Below are 20,959 nucleotides of genomic sequence, written 5' to 3' on the forward strand. Positions count from 1 at the left end.
GGGATTCATGATGGCTATGAAAACAAGTGATGAACAATTTAAAGAACGCGTGGAGACGAACTTAAACGATACCTTTATGCGAGGCGCTATCTCCGCTGCCCAAGCCCGATTTCAAACCCGCCGTCAAGCTCGCGTGGAGGAATTAGGAAATTGGGAAGAATGGAGAGCTCATGGAGAAGAAATTCGAAAACACGTTTTAGAAAATTTAGATGCATATCTTTATGAGTTGAGCGAAAATGTGGTCAAACGCGGCGGCCATGTATTTTTCGCGAAAACAAAAGAAGACGCATCGAACTATATAAAAAACATCGCCATTCAAAAAGAAGCGAAAAAAATTGTTAAAGCTAAATCGATGGTGACAGAAGAAATCAATCTAAACGCAGCGTTGGAAGAAGCTGACTGCAAAGTGGTGGAAACCGATCTGGCAGAGTTCATTTTACAATTAAATGACCATGAACCACCTTCACACATCATTGTGCCATCATTGCATAAAAACCGCCATCAAATACGGGAAATCTTTGCAAAAGTTGGCTACGACAAATCAGAACAACCTGAAGAAATGGCGCTGTTTGCCCGCAAAAAGCTGCGCGAGGAATATTTAACAGCAGACATTGGCATTACAGGATGCAACTTTGCCATTGCCGAAAGCGGCACAGTGACTTTAGTGACAAATGAAGGAAATGCAGACCTTGTCTCAGCTCTGCCAAAAACTCAAATCGTGGTAATGGGGATGGAAAGAATTGTACCAACCTTTGAGGAAATGGAAGTTCTCGTCAGCCTATTAACTCGCAGCTCGGTCGGCCAACGATTAACAAGCTATGTCACATTGCTGACAGGACCAAAAGGAGAAAACGAAACTGACGGTCCGGAAGAATTCCACTTAGTCATTGTAGATAATGGACGCTCGAAAATTTTAGGCACGGAATTCCAGCCTATACTACAATGCATCCGCTGTGCAGCATGTGTCAATGTTTGTCCAGTGTATCGCCATGTAGGTGGCCACACTTACGGGTCAATTTATTCTGGCCCAATCGGCGCTATTTTATCTCCGCTCCTTGGAGGATATGAAGATTTCAAAGAACTGCCGTATGCATCAAGCCTTTGCGGTGCTTGTACAGAAGTTTGCCCTGTAAAAATTCCATTGCATCAATTATTGCATTTGCATCGCCAAAAAATTGTGGAACAGGAAGGAAAAGCCCCGATTTCAGAACGTTTAATTATGAAAGCCTTTGGGCTAGGGGCATCAACTTCGCCGCTCTTTAATATGGCAACAAAAGTCGCTTCACCTATCATGTCTCCTTTTGTAAAAGATGACAAAATCACAAGCGGACCAGGCCCATTAAAAGCTTGGACGGAAGCGCGGGATTTTCCTGCCCCAAATAAAGAAAGCTTCCGCCATTGGATGAAGCAGCGTCAGAAAGGAGAGCAATCATGACGATTCAAAATCGCGATGAATTCCTAAATCAAATTGCCCAAAGCCTCGGCCGCCCTGTTCGAACAAAAGTGGAACGTCCGGTTTGGAAATATTGCCCCCAACATGAAGTGTTAAAAAATGCATCCCAAGATGAACTAGTGGAAGTGTTGAAACAGCAATGCGAAAACATCCATACAACGTTCGTCCAAACAACAACCGCGGATTTGCCGAATGTACTTCATCAAGTGGTGAACGATTATGGAGGTGAATCGGTCATCACATGGAAAGACGACCGCTTTGAAAAATTCGGGGTGAAGAAATGGATGGAAAATTTGCCGGAAAACGGCATCCACTTTTACGAGTGGAATCCGGACACCCCTGAGGAAAACATTCGCCAGGCCGAAAAGGCGAATATCGGTATAACGATCAGCGAAATGACATTGGCCGAATCCGCCACCGCTATGCTTACCAGTCATCCAAACCGGGGACGCACAATGAACTTTTTGCCGCAAAAAGTGATCGTGCTTATTCCGAAAAGTTCCATTGTCCCTAGAATGACGCAAGCTGCCCAAAAAATCCGCAAGCAAATCGAAAAGGGTCAACAAGTGCCATCCTGCATTTTATTTATGTCAGGACCAAGCAATTCAGCAGATATAGAATCCGTATTGATTGTCGGCGTGCATGGCCCCGTAAAAGCAACTTATATTGTCATTGAAGATCAATAAACATTTTCTATGAAAACGGCAGGATGTTGATTGCACAACATTTTGCCGCTTTTTTAGTGCTCCAAACTAGGCAGCTTGCTAGCGTTTCAAATCTCTCAATTCTATTGATTCACAAGGGAGATTTACCGTCGAACGGAAGGGGGGAGCGCTATGAAAATTATTGTCTTTGGAGCAACTGGCGCTGTGGAACGTCATGTCGTAAAACAAGCATTAGAAAAAGTGTTTGAAGTCACAGCCTTTGTCCGCAATGGTCTCTTATTTTTATTGTTTTTTAATCCATTCTTTTTCATAAGATGTATCCGGTTTAATTTTTTCAATTTCTTTAAACGCCTCATTGATTAGAAAAACAAATGGATAGTTCGAAGGATTTAAAAAATAAGACTAATTACAAAAAATCTTACAGACTATGATGAAATGAACGTCAATATGTATTGGGAATCCATTGAAGACTTCACACGTTGGAGAAGCAGCGACCTTTTTAAAGAAGCCCATAATCCTCCTGAAAATTCCAAAGAACACTCTCCTATTTTTGGAAGTGAGATCATTATTTCAGAGATTGCCTCTATTTTAGAAAGAGCGTAATAAAATTCTAAAGCCTGAGAAATTCCCTTATTAGGTTTTTCTCAGGCTTAAATTGTACCCATTTTTTCTCCTTACTATATGCCTTATCGCCAACCTCTCTAACCTCTTTAGTAAAAAATTTTCTTCAGCCTGACGACTTATTTGGACGTTGGGGAGGAGAAGAATTCATAATCATCTTAAAGATAAAACCTTGCTTGAAGCGACAGAGCTGGCAGCAGAAAAGCTGAGAAATATCATTGAAAACCATTCATTCCGCTTTGCAGGTCATATGACGTTCCCAAAACTTTAATCAAACGTGCTGAGCAAGCTTTGTATATGGCAAAGAAAAAAGAAAGAAATATGGCGCAAACTCTTTGAACTATAAAAAAAGTGCCTGGCACATATTCTAAGTGCTGGTCTCTTTTTTAAAATTCAATTGTTTTAGATAGATATATTTGATATATTAAAACCAAGTAATCCAATAAGCAAAATAAATATGATGAATAATGAGAACGATTCCTTCTGTTGTTGACAGCGCTTGGTTATATGAGCGCCTAGATAATCCCAATTTAAGACTGATTGATGCCACAACGTTTTTGCGTATCCCAAACAAAGATGGCGAAACACCAGGATTATGGTCAGGATAAGATGCTTTTAACGAAGAGCAGATTCCTTGGGCTGTGTTTGCTGACCTATTAAATAAATTTTCTGATACAAATGCTCCATTCCCAATGACCGTACCAAGCCGCGAGCAGTTTGTAGAAGAAATCGAAAAACTTGGTGTCGGTGAAGGCACTTGCCTTTTTAAGCATTTTTGATGACTAATTTCAGATATTTTCCGTTAATAGCTTTCGCAGTTGAGTCGCTGCGAAGAGTGCTGCCTCGTCTTGTAATACTTCTCCAGGTTTGTTTCCATTTCCAAGAATATATCCAGCAAATTCAATTTCCATAAAATCAAAAATATATTGAAATTGCTGAATCAAAGGTAGTCCTTTGATGTGGGGATCATCTCCTCCAACAGCGATTACATAGGCTTTTTTTGAGGCCATCTTACTCTTGAAATCAGGATATTTCGGGTCTCTTAAAGTTTGTGACCATCGATCAATAAAGTTTTTCATTGTTCCTGACATGCTATACCAATAAATAGGAGTAGAGAAAATTAAAATATCATGTGGAAGTATACGATCAATGATTGAATTATAATCATCATTTCTTTCTTGAAAACCTTCCTCCGCGTGGCGCATATCTATAATGGGTTGGGTATGATAATCTCTTAAATAAATTTTTTCAGTAGCTATTTCTTGAATTACCTGTTCTGTCAGTATCTCTGAATTTCCATTAGGACGGGTTCCCCATATATAGCTGCGATTGGCATTTTTATTTCTCCCTTTCGTTTAGATTGAAAAATCCTCTGTTTATTATACGGACTTTTCGATTGATTTCCAAAAAACCTTACTTATGATACGGTTCTCCCTTCATAATCCGGAAACCGCGGTAGATTTGCTCCAGCAAGATAAGCCGCATGAGTTGATGGGGAAAGGTCATGCGGCCGAAGCTGATTTTTTCATTTGCCCGATTTAATACATCTTTATGTAAACCGAGGGAGCCGCCGATGACAAAGGCGATTTTGCTTGTACCATAGGTCATCAGTTTTTCCAAGCCTTCTGCAAATTCTTCGGATGTTTTCATTTTTCCTTCGATGGCAAGGGCGTACACATATGTACCATCTGGAATTTTAGATAAAATCCTTTCTCCTTCCTTCTTTTTCACCAACTCCATTTCCGCCTCGCTCAATTCTTCAGGCGCTTTCTCATCCGGCACTTCAATCAATTCGATTTTTGCGTAACCGGAAAGGCGCTTCACATACTCATCCATACCCATTTTTAAATATTTTTCTTTTAACTTTCCGACTGAAATAATTGAAATATTCATCTTCTCACCTTTAACTTGATTCACACCAATTGTTTAACAAATCATATAATTTAGAAATTCACAGCCAATCCACATCGGATTTTTATTTATAAACAAGTTATCCACAAAAGTTTTACACATATCCACAACCAAAATCTATATTTTGTGTAAAGTTATTTTCTTGATACAATATATTTCGCTTCGTTTTCACAGTAATCGCACTTTGTGGATAATTGTTGTTCCTCATCCACTTTCTCTAATATCGGATATTCTTTTGTTTCAGCAACCATCATGTCCAATGCATGATTTACGTGCGTTTCACAGCAAAATTTTTTCATTTCCAATCCCTCCTTCTTGATTCATTTTTCCACAAAGATATTCACATTTTTCATATTTTATCCACAAAACATTTTAACAAACAAAAAAAGAGTAGGAAATAACAGACTTTCTTTTCCCTACTCTTTTGTGGAAAAATCATGTTGATAACTGTCATTTATCCACAATATTATAACTGACTACCCTCAGTTAATTTTAATTGCAACTCCATCATTTTTCCTGCGCGATACACTTTCATCTTTAATGTGTCACCAATTTCCGTTTCGTTATATAAATGTTGACGTAAGTCGATGGAGTTTTCAATTTTTTGCCCATCCATTTCTACAATGACATCATATTGTTCTACACCTGCACGGTCAGCAGGAGAACCTGGCACCACTTCTGTCACCACAACACCCGTTGTGACTTCTTCAGGCAATTTTAATGTTTGTTTTTGATAGAATGCTGGTACGTCCGTTAAATCTAATAAACCAATTCCCATCGTCGGTCTTTTTACTTCACCATGTTGCTCAAGTTCTTCAATGATTGGAATCACCGTGTTAATCGGGATTGAGAAACCTAATCCTTCCACCGTTGACTCTGCAATTTTCATTGAGTTAATTCCAACTAATTCACCAGCAATGTTCACTAATGCTCCTCCACTATTTCCCGGGTTGATGGCTGCATCTGTTTGCAATACTTCTGTTTCCCAGTCGACATAACCATCACCATTCAAATCGACAGGTACGGAACGCTCTTTTCCTGAAATGACTCCTGTTGTAACCGAACCGTAAAAGTCTAATCCTAGAGGGTTACCAATGGCAATGACTGTCTCTCCTTGTTTTAACACATCGGAATCGCCAAACTCTGCAACGGCTTCAACATTTTTGCTTGGAATGGAGACAACCGCTAAGTCTGTCCAAATATCGCTACCAATCAGTTCTGCATTTTCTTTCGTTCCATCAGCCAAAGTTACTTCTAATTGTTTGGCATTTTCGACAACGTGATAATTCGTGACAATATAGGCTTTATTTCCAACAACTTTATAGATCACCCCTGAACCGCTACCAGCTTCAGTCTCTCTAGATTGACGCGTCCAGAAGTCCGACACTTCTTGAATGTTTGTAATCCCTACGACCGCTTTCGATACTTTTTCCACTGCCTTTGTAACATCTGTTGTCACTTCTGTAGCCGTTTGCGTAATTGTTGGAGTGTGATGAGTTGTACTACTTGGCAATCGGTCTACCATAGAGGGAAGCAACAACCAAACTAATAATGCTCCTACAATGACTCCCACAAATCCGCTAAAAAAATAGCCTAAAACCCCTTGTCTTTTTTTATTTTGCCGTTTCTTATATTCCTCTTCTTCTCGTCTTAATTGTTCTTGTAAAGGAGAGTATGAAAAATCCTTATCCGATTCATTCCGATGTTCATCATTTTGATAAAAACTCATGACCCTTCTCCTTTCTTTCTTTCATCGTCATTTATGATACATGCCAAACATTAAAATTACATTAAAATGCAATAAAACCAAATTAAAAATTCATAATTCCAGTATGAACGTCGTATTCAATTTTTAACAATATTTGCATTTAATTTAATTAAAAAAGAACTCTGTATAACATACAAAGTTCTCATTAAATCTAATTTTACACCGTCACAAGTAATGTTGGTTCTTCTGCATCGGTATCATGTAAATGCAAAAATTCCCCTTCTTTAATGCCATAGGACTCTAATATTTGCTTTACTGTCATGCGAGCAAGTTCTTTCATGTTGTTTTCCTTGCTTAAATGAGATAAATAAACATGGGTAGGTTTTGCTTCAACCACTTCGCTGATGGCTACAGCAGCATCTTCATTGGAGACATGTCCAACATCGCTTAATATGCGACGTTTAATAGACCAAGGATATTTCCCCATTTGAAGCATATTAATATCATGATTGCTTTCAAATACGAATGCATCTGCACCGCGTATAATTCCTTTCATTCGATCACTCACATACCCTGTGTCCGTGATGATTACTAATTTCCGTCCATTCTCATGAAATACGTAAAACATCGGATCAACCGCATCATGCGATACAGCAAAGGATTCAATATCTAAAGAACCAAAGGATTGTACCGACTCCATGTTAAACAAAAAGCGCTGATCAAGTGGAATATTGCCAACATGCTCTTCCATCGCTCTCCAAGTTTTCTCGTTTGCATAAATCGGCAGCTTATATTTTCTTGCGACTACACCAAGGCCTTTAATATGGTCACTATGTTCATGTGTCACTAAAATCCCTGATAAATTTTTCATGTCGCGACCAATTTTTGCAAAGAGCTGCTCCATCTTTTTTCCGCTCAATCCAACATCCACTAAAAAGGCGTGTTCATCGGTTTCGACATAAATGGCATTGCCTGTACTGCCGCTAGCTAAAACACTAAATCGCATTTCGTACACCCTATTCTTCTTCTAATTCTCTTAACAGTTCTAATTCATCTGTTTCATCTTCATCAACTGTTAAATCTGACTGAACATCAATGATTTTACCTTCTACAGCATTCACGAAAAATTCTTCTTCTGCTCCATCTGCATCCTTAACGCTTACTTTCCAAGTAGGAACGAATACTTGCGTTTGCGTTAGCTGAACAAGAGTTGAATACCCTAGTTTTATTTCTGTAATATGAGATCTTGGTTTCAATAAGTCCCTGGAATATAATATTTGAATAATTTGATATGGTGGGAGAAGGTTTTCTTCTTCTTCAAATTTTTCAAAATCATTCAGCATTGTTTGCTCATATCTCGTTACTTCTAAATCTTCATTCCAATAAATTGTAACGATACCATGAATGTTATAGTAAATTGTTTTATCTTCAAATTTTTGAAAGAAAATAGCTGTTCGTTCATCTTCATTAATTTTCCATACTACATATGATGAGCCATTGTATACGTTATTTCGAACAAACTCGTTAAATGATGATTTTTCTTTTACATTTCGAAGTTTCACTGGTTCATCTAGTGTAACGATGAGTTTATTGTTATTTTCGATTGTCATTTGTTGATAGTTTTTCAGTTGCAAATTTTCTGCGCTAAAATCCTGGACTTTTGCCGAAATATATGGAGCAGATTCTATATTTGGCAGTAGATTAAAGGTAATTTGATCGTCTTTTAACCTGGACTCAATCGTTTTTCCACCGGACACTTTCACTTGTTGAGCTTCAATATGGCGATTTAAATAGAGAGAGAAAAGGAAGACATCTAAAATTAAAAACACAATAATGAATATGGTTTTTGATCTACTCCAGTCCACTATTTCCCCCTCCTAGTACATCCGGTGTAATGCGAATCCAGCTTCCTTGACTGACTGCAAACCAACTCGGTTCTAATGTAAATAAAAGATTATTGTCATTTTGTTTTAAATAATATCCCAGAATGATATCATCCACTTCATTTAACTCAAGTTGCTTTCTCTTCTCAATGAATTCAATAACCTCAAGACCTGAAGATAGTTTTCTTTCAAATTTTTCAGAGTTTATATCTAAATCCAGTAAAAAATAAGGTCTCTTATAGCGGAATATTTGATTTTCTCCCCAAGTCGTAGTAATTCTTGTTGTCGTATCTGTACTTACAACAGGTAATCCTTGTTTATACAATTGGTATTCGATAATGTGCTTTTGCTCATTTACAGAGATCAAACGATAATCCCCAGTAAAACCTCCATGTTCATTCACAAATTCAAAGCTATCTAAAAGTAAACGGGATGGAGGTAATTCAACGATACTTTCTGTAGACGGATTTACATAATTCAAATAACGATATTTTACATCTACTGTCATTAACGTCATACCGTCTGTATACTTTAAGGAATCTTGATTTTCAACATTTTTACGGACAATAGTTGAATCATAAAACAATATATCTCTAAATGTATCCGGATGAATTTCATCAATATAGTAAGTGTATTGAACTAATTTAACTTCTTCAGCTGGTACGTATAAAGACAGGGCATTTGGACGCTCTATTTCTTTATAAAAGGCCAATCCTTCCAATGCTTGTAAAACCGTTGACTGAAAATAATCTTCACTCATTTTTACTTCAGTACTATAAATATTGCGATGGGATTCACTTAAAAAATAAAGAGTTACCGCATTATTCGTGGTAACCTTGCTCCAATCAATTACAAGTCGATTGAAGCTGATTTCTGGCAAGTCATCTTGTGTTAATGGAACAATCGAGTGAAATACCTTGATTGGCACTTCTACAGAAAAAAACAATGTTATCCGATTGTTTGCTCGTAAAAAATCATTCATTTTATCATTCGAAAAATTACTTTGAACATAAGTAAGAGCCGAACCTTTCCAATTCACCATGATTTCCATCAAATCGTTAATTGCTCCAGAACCGATCGTACCTTTCCATTCATCTTGCTCTCTTACTAAAATGCGATAAGGTTTTATGATTTCCTGGAATTTTTTTTGTTTACCCACAACTAATTGATCAACTTGTGTTTCTTCAATCACTTGAAGATTTGGTGTATATGTCCAAATTGAAAAGGTTAGGACGATACTTAAAAGGACTAGGAAAAGAAGAATTATGGATTTGATATGTTCGATATACTTCATTCCCAATCACCAGCCCCATCTATTTCGTACGGTAACGTAAAGAAGATTGTCGTTCCTACACCTTCTTCACTTTCTGCCCAAATTGTACCATTGTGAGCTTTAATCATTTCCTTCGCAATGGCAAGACCTAAACCAGTTCCCCCCATGGCGCGAGAACGTGCTTTGTCTACGCGATAAAACCGATCAAAGATCTTTCCAAGATTCTCTTTTGGTATACCCATTCCATCGTCGGAAATCATTACTTTTAACATATTTCCTTGAACGGTAAAACCAAATCGAATGTTGCCTCCATCAGGGGAATATTTTATTGCGTTAGAAATAATGTTATCGATTACTTGAGTCAATTTATCTGTATCAATTTCCACAAAATATGGTGTCTCCGGAATATAGCGAATGAATTTAACGTTTTGTGATTTTGACATTTCAAACCGATCAATAATTCGATGGAAGAAACTATTAAATTCAACAACTTCTTTATTCAATTTATAATCCCTACTATCCATTTTGGATAAATTCAATAAATCATTCACAAGGCGAATCATTCGCTCTGTTTCCGTTTGTGCTACATTGAGAAAATGCGGAGCGATATTTTCATCTCTCCACGCACCATCTGCAAGAGCCTCTAAATAGCTTCTCATCGTTGTTAAAGGCGTCCGTAATTCGTGAGATACATTCGCTACGAATTCACGGCGTTCCATTTCAATTTTTTCTTGTTCCGTAATGTCGTGTAATACAGTGATTAAACCGTTGACAAATCCCGTTTCCTTTTGGATGACAGAAAAATTTGCACGCAAAATGAAAGGAGCTTCTTCTGTACTAAAATTCAAATTTAGCGGCTCTTTCATATGAATTAAATCTTCAAAGCTGTAGTTTTCTTCAATTCCTAGGACAGAAGCAATTGGTCGGTTTAACGTTTCTTCCCTTGTCACATTTAACAAACTTAATGCAGGATCGTTAATTAAGATGATTTTCCCTTTGCGATCTGTTGCAATAACACCGTCTGTCATATTTGCTAAAACTGATGCTAATTTTCTACGCTCTGCTTCTGTTGAAGATTGCGCTTCTTGCAATCGATTCGTTAAATGGTTAAAAGCAATTGCTAATTGACCAATTTCATCGTTACCGTACACTCTTACTTTTCTTGAAAAGTTTCCTCTTGACATTGCTTGAGCCTGCTTGCGCATATCCATAATAGGTCTAGTGATTGTTCGAGCTATAAGTATTCCTAATACGACTGTGATGACTAAGGAAATTGCTGTACCAACAGCAAAAATACGATTAATATCGTCCATTTGATCGTATACTTTTTCAATATTGGACTCTATATAAATTGCTCCGATTACTTCACTATTTGGACCAACCATACTTAAAATTGGCGTTGCAATGACCCAAACTCTCGTATTCGTTTCCGCATCAAGTGCAATTTCTTCTTGATACGTTTCAGAAGAAATTACTTTTTTTACAATATCATCATTCGAACGCTGTCCAATAATGGATTGATTTTCTGAGTCGGAAGTTGCTAATACTCTATTACGGTTATCAATAACCCGAATCTCATTGATATCACCTGTAGCAAACTCCCGTAATGCAATGACCAAACTTTGCTCTAAAGTCGGTGTAGTTTCATCTCGTTCTTTCATCAATTCTTCACGAATACTGTATTGAATCAAATCGATTCTTTGAAGAATGGAATCTTCGAAGTTGGATTTTAAACTATCTTCCAACTTATTAGAAAAGTAAATCCCAATGATTTGTAATGCAATAATAATAAGCAGCAGGTAAATTAATACGAGTTTTACATGGATTGAACGAAAAAAGCTAACTTTCTGCATTCATTCTACTCCTGTTCAGGATTTCGCAAATAATATCCGACCCCTCGGCGAGTAACAATCCAAGATGGGTGGCTTGGGTTATCTTCAATCTTTTCACGAAGACGACGAATGGTTACATCCACTGTTCGTACATCTCCGAAATAATCATATCCCCAAACGGTTTGCAATAAATGCTCCCGCGTCATCACTTGTCCAATATGTTTTGCTAAGTAATGTAGCAATTCAAATTCTCGATGAGTCAATTCTATCGTTTCCCCACGTTTTTGAACGATATAAGCATCTGGCTGAATAATTAAGGAACCAACCGTAATGTGATTCGATTCCTCTTTCGTTTCTTCAGATTGTGTAGAAGCTTTTAATCGTCTCATATTCGCTTTTACACGAGCAATTAATTCCCTTGTACTAAAAGGTTTCGTCACATAATCATCGGCTCCCATTTCCAGACCCAATACTTTATCAATTTCGGAGCCTTTTGCTGTTAGCATAATAATAGGGAAATCATATTTTTTTCTAACTTCACGACAAACTTCCATACCATCTCTTTTAGGAAGCATGATATCAAGCAACATTAAATCCGGTTGTTGTTCTTCTATTATTTTCAACGCTTCTTCTCCATCGTAAGCGCAAATAACTTTATATCCTTCTTTTACTAAGTTAAATTGCAAAATATCTGCAATCGGCTTTTCATCATCGACTACTAAAATTGTTTTACCGTCCATGTTCATATTCCTCCTTAATATGAAATAAATCTATCTCAATGCATCTATTCTTCTATTGATGTATAGCTATAATTAAATCTATCACGGTTTTTGCTTTCATGCATTTCAAAACCATTATAACAAAAAATCCAATGTCCTATTGTTGTTATTTTTGAGCATATACTATTAGGGGATTTTATGGTCATTATTTTCCGGGAAATATTTCGACAAATTTCTCATTGATGGAAATTTCCCAAGATGTAATAAAAGAAAAGAGGTAATGACATGTAATGATGCCACTACCTCAATCGAAATTAATCTAATACTGCTAATGGATTAATCAGTGATCCATTTTTGCTTACTTCAAAATGCAAGTGTATTCCTGTTGAATTTCCAGTCGTCCCCATTTTTCCAATAACAGAACCTTGAGGCACTACTTGTCCAACGGAAACATATATTTCTGACAAATGGGCATATAGAGTAGTATATCCATTATTGTGATTGATGACTATTTTATTTCCGTAAGACCCATCCCATCCAGCAAAAGTTACAACGCCATTGTCACTTGCTTTAATGCTGTAATTCGATGGACGAGCAATATCAATTCCTCGATGGTAGCTGCCCCAACGAGACCCCATATTACTTGATATATATCCACCGCTTGTCGGCCAAATAAATTCACCCGTACCACGTGATGAAATTACCTTTGTTCCCACTTTTTCAATATGTTTCGTAGGTTCTACTAACACTTTTTCTTCGGTAATCGTTTTCTTCACGATATTCCCGTTTACTTCTGTAATTAAGTAAGATACTTCTTTTTCTCCTGGACTACCTTCTTGTATAATTTGTTTTTCCCCTTTATACATTGAAGCGTCTTCTTCAATAACTTTTTCATAATCAATTTTTTCTTTATTCACTTTTTCGTATATCACTTGTACGTTAATTAAAGGCTTTTCTACTGTAACGTTTATTTCTTGTCCAATTTGTAATAATGTATCAATCGTTATATCAGGATTAAGTTCCAATAACTCTTTCGTTGTTAAACCATGATTTTTAGCGATTTTTCCAAGGACATCGCCTTTTTTCACAACATATACTTGCTTTTCAATCAATCCAGTTTTAATATATTGTACCGCTTCATCAGGTGTAAGAATTTTGGCAGGGCTTACTTTTGTTTCTTCACCTGAAACATCTTCTGAAAGAAAAACATCGATGATTCTTGATTGATTTGCCTCTAATTTCGGCAATTGTTTGTTTGAGCTTTTTGATTGTTCAAGCTCTTTTAGTTTTTCTTTCGGAACATATTGAAGCTTTAGTTTTTTAATAGTTTCTTCGTAGTCTTTTTTATTTTTTAAATAAAGGATTGGTTCTCCATCAACTTGTAAAGCAAATGCATCTGTTTGTGGTTCTAATTGTTTACTTAATGTTTTTAACGTTTCTGAATCATTGGTTTTATAAGAAAATACTTGTTCAGGAACAATCGTTACTAAAGAATCTGCATCTATTTCATAATCCTTATATTGCAAACTTACTTCTTTTTCTTTATCTTCAATCATTTTTCTCACTTTGTTCTCATCTGAAACTGCACCGATATATTCGTCTTCTAAATAAACATGGTAAATTTTGTCGATAGATTCTAGCTTCCCTTCATTAGCAAAAGCTAAGTTAAAGGAAACAGTCAAAAGCAACACTGCAGCAAACAAAACTTTTTTTAGAATGCCATATTTATTATTTTGATTTAGAAGACTTAGATTATGACTACCGTCTCGACCAGTATTCCATTTCGTTTTCATAAACAAGCCCCTTCCAAAATTGTCCGCAAATAGGATGCTTTTTCATACTCACACCTACTTACTGTATCATAATGTGTATTTTGAATGAACATTTTAAAATTTTTGTAATGAAAATGTATTATTTGAGCAATTTTTGTTACAAAATATATAATGATGGAGAATGATGAAAATTTTTATATATTATGACACTAGCATTGCACTAATTAAATCTGATGATTCAAAATACTAAGAATGTTCAATTTTTTATTGATTTCGAAACAAAAAAATCCTTTACAATGGAAGTACAGGTGGTTCCTGTCCAAATCCAATCGTAAAGGATAAACGTTATGGACAAGAATACACTAATTTCATCATTTGGTAAATGGGTTTCACCCATAAATATTCAAAAACTTAGCGAACAAGTCAAAGAATTGAAACAGGACTATTACACAAAAAAGCTGACAACAGAAGCCTATATTAAACTTTTATTGGTAGCCCAGCTGCTCGAATTTAAGAGCTTAGAGGAAATGAGTGATGCACTTGTAGACGAAGATCTTCAAAAAGCACTCGGATTTGAATCGATAAGTGCCTCTCAGCTATCCCGAAAAAACAATCAGATCAACCCACTAATTCTTGCAAATTTGTTCTTGGATCTTGTTTGGAAAATTCAACGGTACCATTATAAAACCGGAAAGAATATGCCACTGAAAATCATTGATTCAAGTACACTCCCGTTGAATTTGACCAATTATAAATGGGCAAAATTCCGTAAAACAAAAGCTGGTGTAAAGCTACACTTACGGCTCGTTTTCATGGATAAAGACACCGTCTATCCTGAAAAAGCAGTGATTACGACAGCAAAAGAACATGACCGAAATCAACTCGAAGTCCTAGTGGATGATAAAGAAGCCATGTATGTGTTTGACCGCGGTTATGTGGACTATGAACGTTTTGATCGGATGACAGATGATGGCTATTTCTTCGTTTCAAGACTGAAGAAAAACGCAGTCATTCGTGAAGTCTATACATTTTCACTTCCTGATGATTGTCACGTTCTATCCGATAAAATGGTCTACATTGGTACCACACAAAATCGTACTGAAAATGTCTTTCGTCTACTAGAAGTTATGGACACAAAAGGGAACTTACTTCGTTTCATCACCAACCGATTTGATTTAAAACCAGAAGAGATAAGTGATATTTACCGATCTCGCTGGGCTATTGAACTCTTTTTCAAATGGCTCAAGCAACACGTAGAAATTAAGCACTTTTATGGAATGAGTGAAACAGCTATTCAAAATCAAATTTTCTTAGCCCTTATCACGTATTGCTTACATGTTCTCATTCAATTGGAGATGAAAAGTAAGAAATCTCTACTTCGAATTACTCGTTGGTTAAAGAGAGCTCTGTGGAAACCAGCTTATGTTTGGTTGCGAAAATTTGATGGGCGAGCCAGTCCATAATCTCCCTTTTGTCGTTGTCGCTCTGGTTTAACTGTATATATTTACCAAATGGGCAGTGCCACCTTTCTTTAGGTTTTGTCTTTTTGGCACAAATTCACAAAAATTAATTAACAGAAAATTCTAACTATATTTATGCAATGCTAATGATATTATGATCAAATTTTGACGAATTTATTCATCATTCTCTTATTTTGTGCAACTATAAAATAAGAAATGAATAGTTAATCTTATATGATAGTCTCACATACTCTACTGGAATTCTTATTGAAAGAGGAAGGCGCTTAGAGAAATATTAAAAAGTCACCATTTTCCTTTTGATGAAAAATGGTGACTTTTATTTTTCGCTTTCGCACAGAACAAATGTAGTTAGAATATCGTTTCTAAATAATCTATGTTTTTATTGTTGAATATCCTTATTCCCAAACATCATTTACTACATTTGTTTGTTCCCGGGCTGGGCCTACGGAGAATGTCATTAAAGGAATACCTGTTAATTCAACAATACGATTGACATAGTTTTGAGCATTTGTAGGCAGTTCATCGAAGGAACGTACACCTGTAATATCTTCAGTCCAACCAGGAAGTTCTTCATATACAGGTTCACATTCTTCTAATACATGTAAACTTGCAGGATACTCCGTAATAATTTGATTTTTATATTTATAAGCCGTACAGATTTTTACTGTTTCTAAGCCAGTTAATACATCGATTGAGTTTAAAGCTAAATCTGTAATACCAGAAACGCGACGAGAATGGCGTACTACTACTGCGTCAAACCAACCTACACGGCGAGGACGACCAGTCGTTGTACCGTATTCTCGACCTACTTCACGAATTTGATGGCCAACTTCATCAAACAATTCCGTTGGGAATGGACCGTCGCCTACACGAGAGGTATATGCTTTTGAAACGCCCACTACTCTCGTAACGTGAGAAGGACCAATTCCTGTACCTGTCGTCACACCACCAGCCACAGGGTTGGAAGATGTAACAAACGGATATGTTCCATGGTCAACATCTAACATAACGCCTTGAGCACCTTCAAATAATACACGTCCGCCCTCATCTAAGATGTCATTTAATACTTTTGAAGTATCTGTTACATATTGAGCAATTTCTTGACCGTAGCCATAATACTCTTCAAAGATATCCTCGAATTTTAAACCTTCTACTTCATAATATTTCTCAAATAAACGGTTTTTCTTTTCTAAGTTCTCGCGCAATTTTTGTTCAAATATTTCTCGATCTAGTAAATCTGCAATGCGGATTCCCATACGAGCAATTTTATCTTGGTAGCATGGGCCAATTCCCTTGCATGTTGTTCCGATTTTTTTGTCGCCACGAGCTTCTTCTTCTACTTTATCTTGATAAATGTGATATGGGAGAATGACATGAGCACGATTTGAAATACGTAAATTAGATGTATTAATGCCACGAGCTTGTAAACCTTTTAGCTCATTTACTAATGATTTTGGGTTGATTACCATACCATTCCCCATCACAGATGTTTTCTCTTTATAGAAAATCCCAGATGGAATTAAATGTAATTTGTATGTTTCTTCACCAATTTTAATTGTATGTCCAGCATTGTCACCGCCTGAAAAACGAGCGATCACATCCGCTTTTTTAGAAAGGAAATCCGTAATTTTCCCTTTTCCTTCGTCTCCCCATTGAGTTCCAACAACAACAACTGAAGTCATTTCTGCACCTCCGCGCACTATGCGTCCTTTATCAAACAGATTAATTGTACAGTGAAATAGAGCATTCGTCAATGCATCAAACAAAAAAACACGAACAAATAAATATTTTTTATGTACAATTGTTCGTGTTCTTCAAAGTTTATTTTATTATGTTACTTTTCTCTTCGTGTTATGCATGCATTGGTTCTTGTCGTTGAGACCAATCAATATTCAAAAATTTATTAAACTCTTTTTTAAACGCAAGGGTCACAGTTCCCGTTGGACCGTTCCGTTGCTTTGCAATAATAATTTCAATCATGTTTTTGTTCTCTGTTTCTTTATCATAATAATCGTCACGATATAGGAAAGCTACGATATCCGCATCTTGCTCAATACTTCCAGATTCACGAATATCACTCATCATCGGACGCTTATCTTGACGTTGCTCTACCCCGCGGGATAGCTGAGATAACGCAATAACCGGCACGTGTAATTCACGAGCTAATGCTTTTAATGAGCGAGATATTTCAGAAACTTCTTGTTGACGGTTCTCCCCGCGTCTGCCGCTTCCTTGGATTAATTGTAGGTAGTCAATTAAAATCATCCCTAATCCCTTTTCTTGGGCAAGTCGACGGCACTTCGCTCGAATTTCATTAACGCGCAAGCCCGGCGTATCATCAATATAGATCCCCGCATTCGAAAGGGTACCCATTGCGATTGTTAACTTGCTCCAATCTTCAGCAGTAAGCGCCCCTGTTCTTAAAACTTGAGCGTCAATATTTCCTTCTGCACAGAGCATACGCATGACTAATTGTTCAGCACCCATTTCGAGCGAGAAGATCGCAACATTTTCCCGAGCTTTGACCGCGACATTTTGCGCAATGTTTAACGCAAAAGCTGTTTTCCCTACAGATGGACGGGCGGCTACAATGATTAAATCATTTCGTTGAAAACCCGCTGTCATGCGGTCTAAATCCGTAAAGCCCGTCGGAATTCCGGTAACGTCTCCTTTTCGATTTTGAAGTTGCTCAATATTATCGTAAGTTTGAACAAGAACGTCTTTCACATGTTTGAAGTCGCCAGCGTTTTTTCGATTGGCTACTTCCATCATCTTTCTTTCAGCTTCGGATAATAATTCCTCTACTTCATCTTCCCGTATATAGCTATCTTCAACGATTTTTGTTGCCGTGCGTATTAATCTTCTTAAAATGGACTTTTCTTCTACTATTTTTGCATAGTAACTAACATTAGCTGCTGTAGGTACGGCATTTGCTAATTCCATCAAGTAGGATAGACCGCCTACATCTTCGAGTTCTTTTCTTACAGATAACTCTTCTGTAACAGTAACAACATCAATCGCATTCCCTTTGTCACTTAAATCAAGCATCGTTTGGAATATTTTTTGATGGGCAATGCGATAAAAATCTTCCGGAACTAAAATTTCCGATGCAGTAATTAATGCTTGAGGATCAAGAAATATCGCACCAAGAACTGATTGCTCAGCTTCATGGTTATGCGGTGGAACGCGATCGATTAGATCACTCATTTTATTTCGCTCCTTATTCTTCCTTTACATGGACTTTTAAAGTCGCTTTTACTTCCGGATGTAATTTCACTGGAACATTTGTGACACCTAATGAACGAATACCTTCATTGCATTCCATTTTTCTTTTATCCACTTTAATTCCATAATTTTTTTGTAAGCTTTCTGAAATTTGTTTTGTTGATACAGAACCGAATAGACGTCCGCCTTCTCCTGCTTTTGCTTTAATTTCTAACGTAATATTTTCTAATTTTTCTTTTAACTCTTTTGCAGCTTGAAGTTCCTGTGCTGCAAGTTTCGCTTCATGTTTCTTTTGTCCTTCAAGACGACTTAATGCTTCTTTTGTAGCTTCTACAGCTAAGCCTTTTTTAATTAAGAAATTTTGTGCATAACCATCAGCAACATTTTTCACTTCGCCTTTTTTCCCTTGACCTTTTACATCTTTTAAAAATACAACTTTCATTCTTCCATGCTCCCTTCTAACGTTTCAATAATAGCATTTTGTAATAATTCTAAAGCTTCTTCTATTGTATCGACTTCAAGTTGGCAAGCCGCATTTGTTAAGTGGCCACCGCCTCCCAGTTTCTCCATTATCAATTGTACATTGATTTCTCCTAATGAACGGGCACTGATACCCATTAAGCCATCTTGTCTGCGGGCGATGACAAAAGAAGCATTTACGTCTTTCATTGAAAGCAAAATATCTGCCGTTTGGGCAATTAAAACAGAATCGTACTCTTTTTCTTCTTCTGCATGCGCAACCGCAATTCCTGGATAGGTAAATCGAACATTTTGTATGATTTTTGAACGCTCAATAAACGTATGAATATCTTCTTTTAATAAACGTTGCACAAGCACCGTATCCGCCCCGTACGTTCTTAAATAGGATGCTGCTTCAAAGGTTCTAGCACCTGTTCTTAGCGTAAAGCTTTTTGTATCTACAATGATTCCAGCGAGCAAAGCTGTTGCTTCAAGTTTCGAAAGTTTTTCATTATCGGGCTGATATTCTAAAAGTTCCGTTACGAGCTCTGAAGTCGAGGAAGCGTACGGTTCCATATAAACAAGTGTTGAATTGTTAATAAACTCTTCCCCTCGTCGATGATGATCAATTACAACAATTTTCTCGAAACGTTTTAACAATGTTTCATCTACTACGAGGCTCGGGCGATGGGTATCCACAACGACTAATAATGATTTTTCAGACATGATGCTTAAAGCTTCTTCTGGTGAAATAAAATATTCCTTTAAATCGGATTGTTGTTTAATTTCATCTATTAGTCGCTCAACACTGCCGTTTAATTCATCAAAATCTAATACGATGTAGCTATCCACTTTATTCATATGAGCCATTTTCCGAACACCAATCCCTGCTCCAATTGAATCCATATCAGGATTTTTATGCCCCATAATAAAAACGAGATCGCTATCTTGAATTAAATCTTTTAAAGCATGGGAAATCACGCGTGCTCGGACTCTCGTACGTTTTTCGACTGGATTTGTTTTTCCACCATAAAATTTAATTTTTCCATTCGATTGTTTAATAGCCACCTGGTCTCCGCCGCGCCCTAATACTAAATCTAAGCTTGATTGAGCTAATTCACCTAGTTCAATTAAGGATGGCGAACCAGTACCTATTCCGATACTCAATGTAAGTGATAAATTTTTCTTAGCCGTCTTTTCTCGAATATCGTCTAGAATCGAGAATTTCTTCTTTTCCAATTCATTTAAAATTGATTCATTTAATATCGCTAAAAATCGATCCGTATCAATTCTTTTAATATAAATGTCATATTCCTCTGCCCAATCGTTGATGATGGATGTAACGGTTGAATTCGTCATGCTTTTTGTTTGGTCATCCATCCCTTGCGTAATATCATCATAATTATCGATGAAAAGAATAGCAATGACTGTTCGATCATCATAATATTGCTTTTCAATTTTTACTTGTTCAGTTACATCGAGAAAATATAATAGTTTTTCTTCTTGTTTATAAATGACTTTAAATTTCCTATCTCGAATGGTTACGATGCTATCAGTTTTTTCATCAGATTTTCTTATTTTTTGTAATTCATCCGATAAAAGGAACAAATCCTGACCTGTTAAAGTTGGGATATCCAAAAGCCTCGTCATGTAGGGATTAGCCCATTCAATTTCAAATTTATCATTGATTAATACAATACCAATCGGCATTTCTAAAAGAACTTCCTGCCCAACTTTTTTCATTCGAAACGCTAAAGATTCTATATATTTTTCTATTGCAAAATAAGCAATTCTTTCTGTTTTCCAATCATAAAATATAATCAATGCAACAAGTATCGCGAAAGCTGCTCCAACCCATATATTCAATAAAAACAATCCAACAATACCCACTAATCCGAAAACCGCCAAATGTAAAAGCGGGTAAAGTATCCTCCGCTTCCTGTAAGTATCCATGAGA

General features: G+C 36.7%; 20 protein-coding genes and 1 pseudogene. 7 read left to right on the forward strand and 14 right to left on the reverse strand.

Translation table 11 applies throughout. The features are described from left to right. Window positions 1-10: 10 nt before the first annotated feature. The 6 genes from NSU17_RS07640 (at window position 11) to NSU17_RS07665 (ending at window position 3,347) form a co-directional block, all read left to right on the forward strand. Window positions 11-1,435 carry a LutB/LldF family L-lactate oxidation iron-sulfur protein gene (locus NSU17_RS07640; RefSeq protein WP_340704714.1) on the forward strand — a complete coding sequence of 475 codons (1,425 nt, stop codon included), beginning with the start codon at window positions 11-13 and terminating at the stop codon, window positions 1,433-1,435. Next, window positions 1,432-2,139 carry a LutC/YkgG family protein gene (locus NSU17_RS07645; protein WP_096550007.1) on the forward strand — a complete coding sequence of 236 codons (708 nt, stop codon included), beginning with the start codon at window positions 1,432-1,434 and terminating at the stop codon, window positions 2,137-2,139. The genes NSU17_RS07640 and NSU17_RS07645 overlap by 4 nt, the downstream gene beginning before the upstream one ends. 150 nt (window positions 2,140-2,289) lie before the next feature. Next, entirely contained in the window at window positions 2,290-2,481 is a 192-nt protein-coding gene (locus NSU17_RS07650; protein ID WP_340704715.1) for an NmrA family NAD(P)-binding protein, read from the forward strand. Window positions 2,482-2,523: 42 nt separating this feature from the next. Further along, on the forward strand, window positions 2,524-2,721 hold the full coding sequence (locus NSU17_RS07655; RefSeq protein WP_340705492.1) for an antibiotic biosynthesis monooxygenase: 198 nt from the start codon (window positions 2,524-2,526) through the stop codon (window positions 2,719-2,721). A 148-nt stretch (window positions 2,722-2,869) separates the two neighbouring features. After that, on the forward strand, window positions 2,870-3,010 hold the full coding sequence (locus NSU17_RS07660; protein WP_340704716.1) for a hypothetical protein: 141 nt from the start codon (window positions 2,870-2,872) through the stop codon (window positions 3,008-3,010). A 196-nt stretch (window positions 3,011-3,206) separates the two neighbouring features. Then, on the forward strand, window positions 3,207-3,347 hold the full coding sequence (locus NSU17_RS07665) for a hypothetical protein (protein WP_340704717.1): 141 nt from the start codon (window positions 3,207-3,209) through the stop codon (window positions 3,345-3,347). A 180-nt stretch (window positions 3,348-3,527) separates the two neighbouring features. Here NSU17_RS07665 and NSU17_RS07670 read toward each other — a convergent pair. From NSU17_RS07670 to NSU17_RS07715, 10 genes and pseudogenes are all read right to left on the reverse strand, one after another. Next, window positions 3,528-4,075, reverse strand: a pseudogene (locus NSU17_RS07670) (flavodoxin family protein). Window positions 4,076-4,152: 77 nt separating this feature from the next. Then, on the reverse strand, window positions 4,153-4,632 hold the full coding sequence (gene rlmH, locus NSU17_RS07675; RefSeq protein WP_340704718.1) for a 23S rRNA (pseudouridine(1915)-N(3))-methyltransferase RlmH: 480 nt from the start codon (window positions 4,630-4,632) through the stop codon (window positions 4,153-4,155). 152 nt (window positions 4,633-4,784) lie between these two features. Beyond that, on the reverse strand, window positions 4,785-4,949 hold the full coding sequence (locus NSU17_RS07680; RefSeq protein ID WP_096549987.1) for a CxxH/CxxC protein: 165 nt from the start codon (window positions 4,947-4,949) through the stop codon (window positions 4,785-4,787). A 167-nt stretch (window positions 4,950-5,116) separates the two neighbouring features. Then, window positions 5,117-6,379: a S1C family serine protease gene (locus NSU17_RS07685; protein ID WP_340704719.1), complete on the reverse strand. Its 1,263-nt coding sequence runs from the start codon at window positions 6,377-6,379 to the stop codon at window positions 5,117-5,119. 196 nt (window positions 6,380-6,575) lie between these two features. After that, a complete protein-coding gene (locus tag NSU17_RS07690; protein WP_173662482.1) occupies window positions 6,576-7,364 on the reverse strand; it encodes an MBL fold metallo-hydrolase in 789 nt (262 codons plus the stop codon). A 10-nt stretch (window positions 7,365-7,374) separates the two neighbouring features. After that, the gene (locus NSU17_RS07695) at window positions 7,375-8,223 is read right to left on the reverse strand and encodes a two-component system regulatory protein YycI (protein ID WP_340704720.1); all 849 of its coding nucleotides are present in this window, start codon (window positions 8,221-8,223) and stop codon (window positions 7,375-7,377) included. Then, window positions 8,210-9,535, reverse strand: a complete 1,326-nt coding sequence (locus tag NSU17_RS07700) for a YycH family regulatory protein (RefSeq protein WP_340436198.1) — start codon at window positions 9,533-9,535, stop codon at window positions 8,210-8,212. Before NSU17_RS07700 ends, NSU17_RS07695 begins: the two co-directional genes overlap by 14 nt. Then, a complete protein-coding gene (walK, locus tag NSU17_RS07705; protein ID WP_016838906.1) occupies window positions 9,532-11,367 on the reverse strand; it encodes a cell wall metabolism sensor histidine kinase WalK in 1,836 nt (611 codons plus the stop codon). The genes NSU17_RS07700 and walK overlap by 4 nt, the downstream gene beginning before the upstream one ends. 5 nt (window positions 11,368-11,372) lie before the next feature. Continuing rightward, window positions 11,373-12,086, reverse strand: a complete 714-nt coding sequence (yycF, locus tag NSU17_RS07710; protein WP_016838907.1) for a response regulator YycF — start codon at window positions 12,084-12,086, stop codon at window positions 11,373-11,375. A 293-nt stretch (window positions 12,087-12,379) separates the two neighbouring features. Continuing rightward, window positions 12,380-13,858, reverse strand: coding sequence for a peptidoglycan DD-metalloendopeptidase family protein (locus NSU17_RS07715; RefSeq protein WP_340704721.1), 1,479 nt, complete (start codon window positions 13,856-13,858; stop codon window positions 12,380-12,382). Between the two features lie 326 nt (window positions 13,859-14,184). Between NSU17_RS07715 and NSU17_RS07720 the strand changes: the two genes are divergently transcribed. Next, window positions 14,185-15,300 (forward strand): IS4 family transposase, encoded by a 1,116-nt coding sequence (locus tag NSU17_RS07720; protein ID WP_096549683.1) that lies wholly within the window; start codon window positions 14,185-14,187, stop codon window positions 15,298-15,300. Between the two features lie 413 nt (window positions 15,301-15,713). Here the strand turns inward: NSU17_RS07720 and NSU17_RS07725 are convergent, their stop codons facing one another. The 4 genes from NSU17_RS07725 to NSU17_RS07740 form a co-directional block, all read right to left on the reverse strand. Continuing rightward, window positions 15,714-17,000, reverse strand: coding sequence for an adenylosuccinate synthase (locus NSU17_RS07725; protein ID WP_340704722.1), 1,287 nt, complete (start codon window positions 16,998-17,000; stop codon window positions 15,714-15,716). 169 nt (window positions 17,001-17,169) lie between these two features. Beyond that, window positions 17,170-18,525: a replicative DNA helicase gene (gene dnaB, locus NSU17_RS07730; protein ID WP_096549981.1), complete on the reverse strand. Its 1,356-nt coding sequence runs from the start codon at window positions 18,523-18,525 to the stop codon at window positions 17,170-17,172. Between the two features lie 13 nt (window positions 18,526-18,538). Next, on the reverse strand, window positions 18,539-18,985 hold the full coding sequence (gene rplI / locus NSU17_RS07735; protein WP_016838911.1) for a 50S ribosomal protein L9: 447 nt from the start codon (window positions 18,983-18,985) through the stop codon (window positions 18,539-18,541). Beyond that, window positions 18,982-20,955: a DHH family phosphoesterase gene (locus tag NSU17_RS07740; protein WP_340704723.1), complete on the reverse strand. Its 1,974-nt coding sequence runs from the start codon at window positions 20,953-20,955 to the stop codon at window positions 18,982-18,984. Before NSU17_RS07740 ends, rplI begins: the two co-directional genes overlap by 4 nt. Between the last annotated feature and the right edge of the window lie 4 nt (window positions 20,956-20,959).

Source organism: Ureibacillus sp. FSL K6-2830 (genome assembly GCF_038004145.1).
Lineage (GTDB): Bacteria > Bacillota > Bacilli > Bacillales_A > Planococcaceae > Ureibacillus > Ureibacillus thermosphaericus.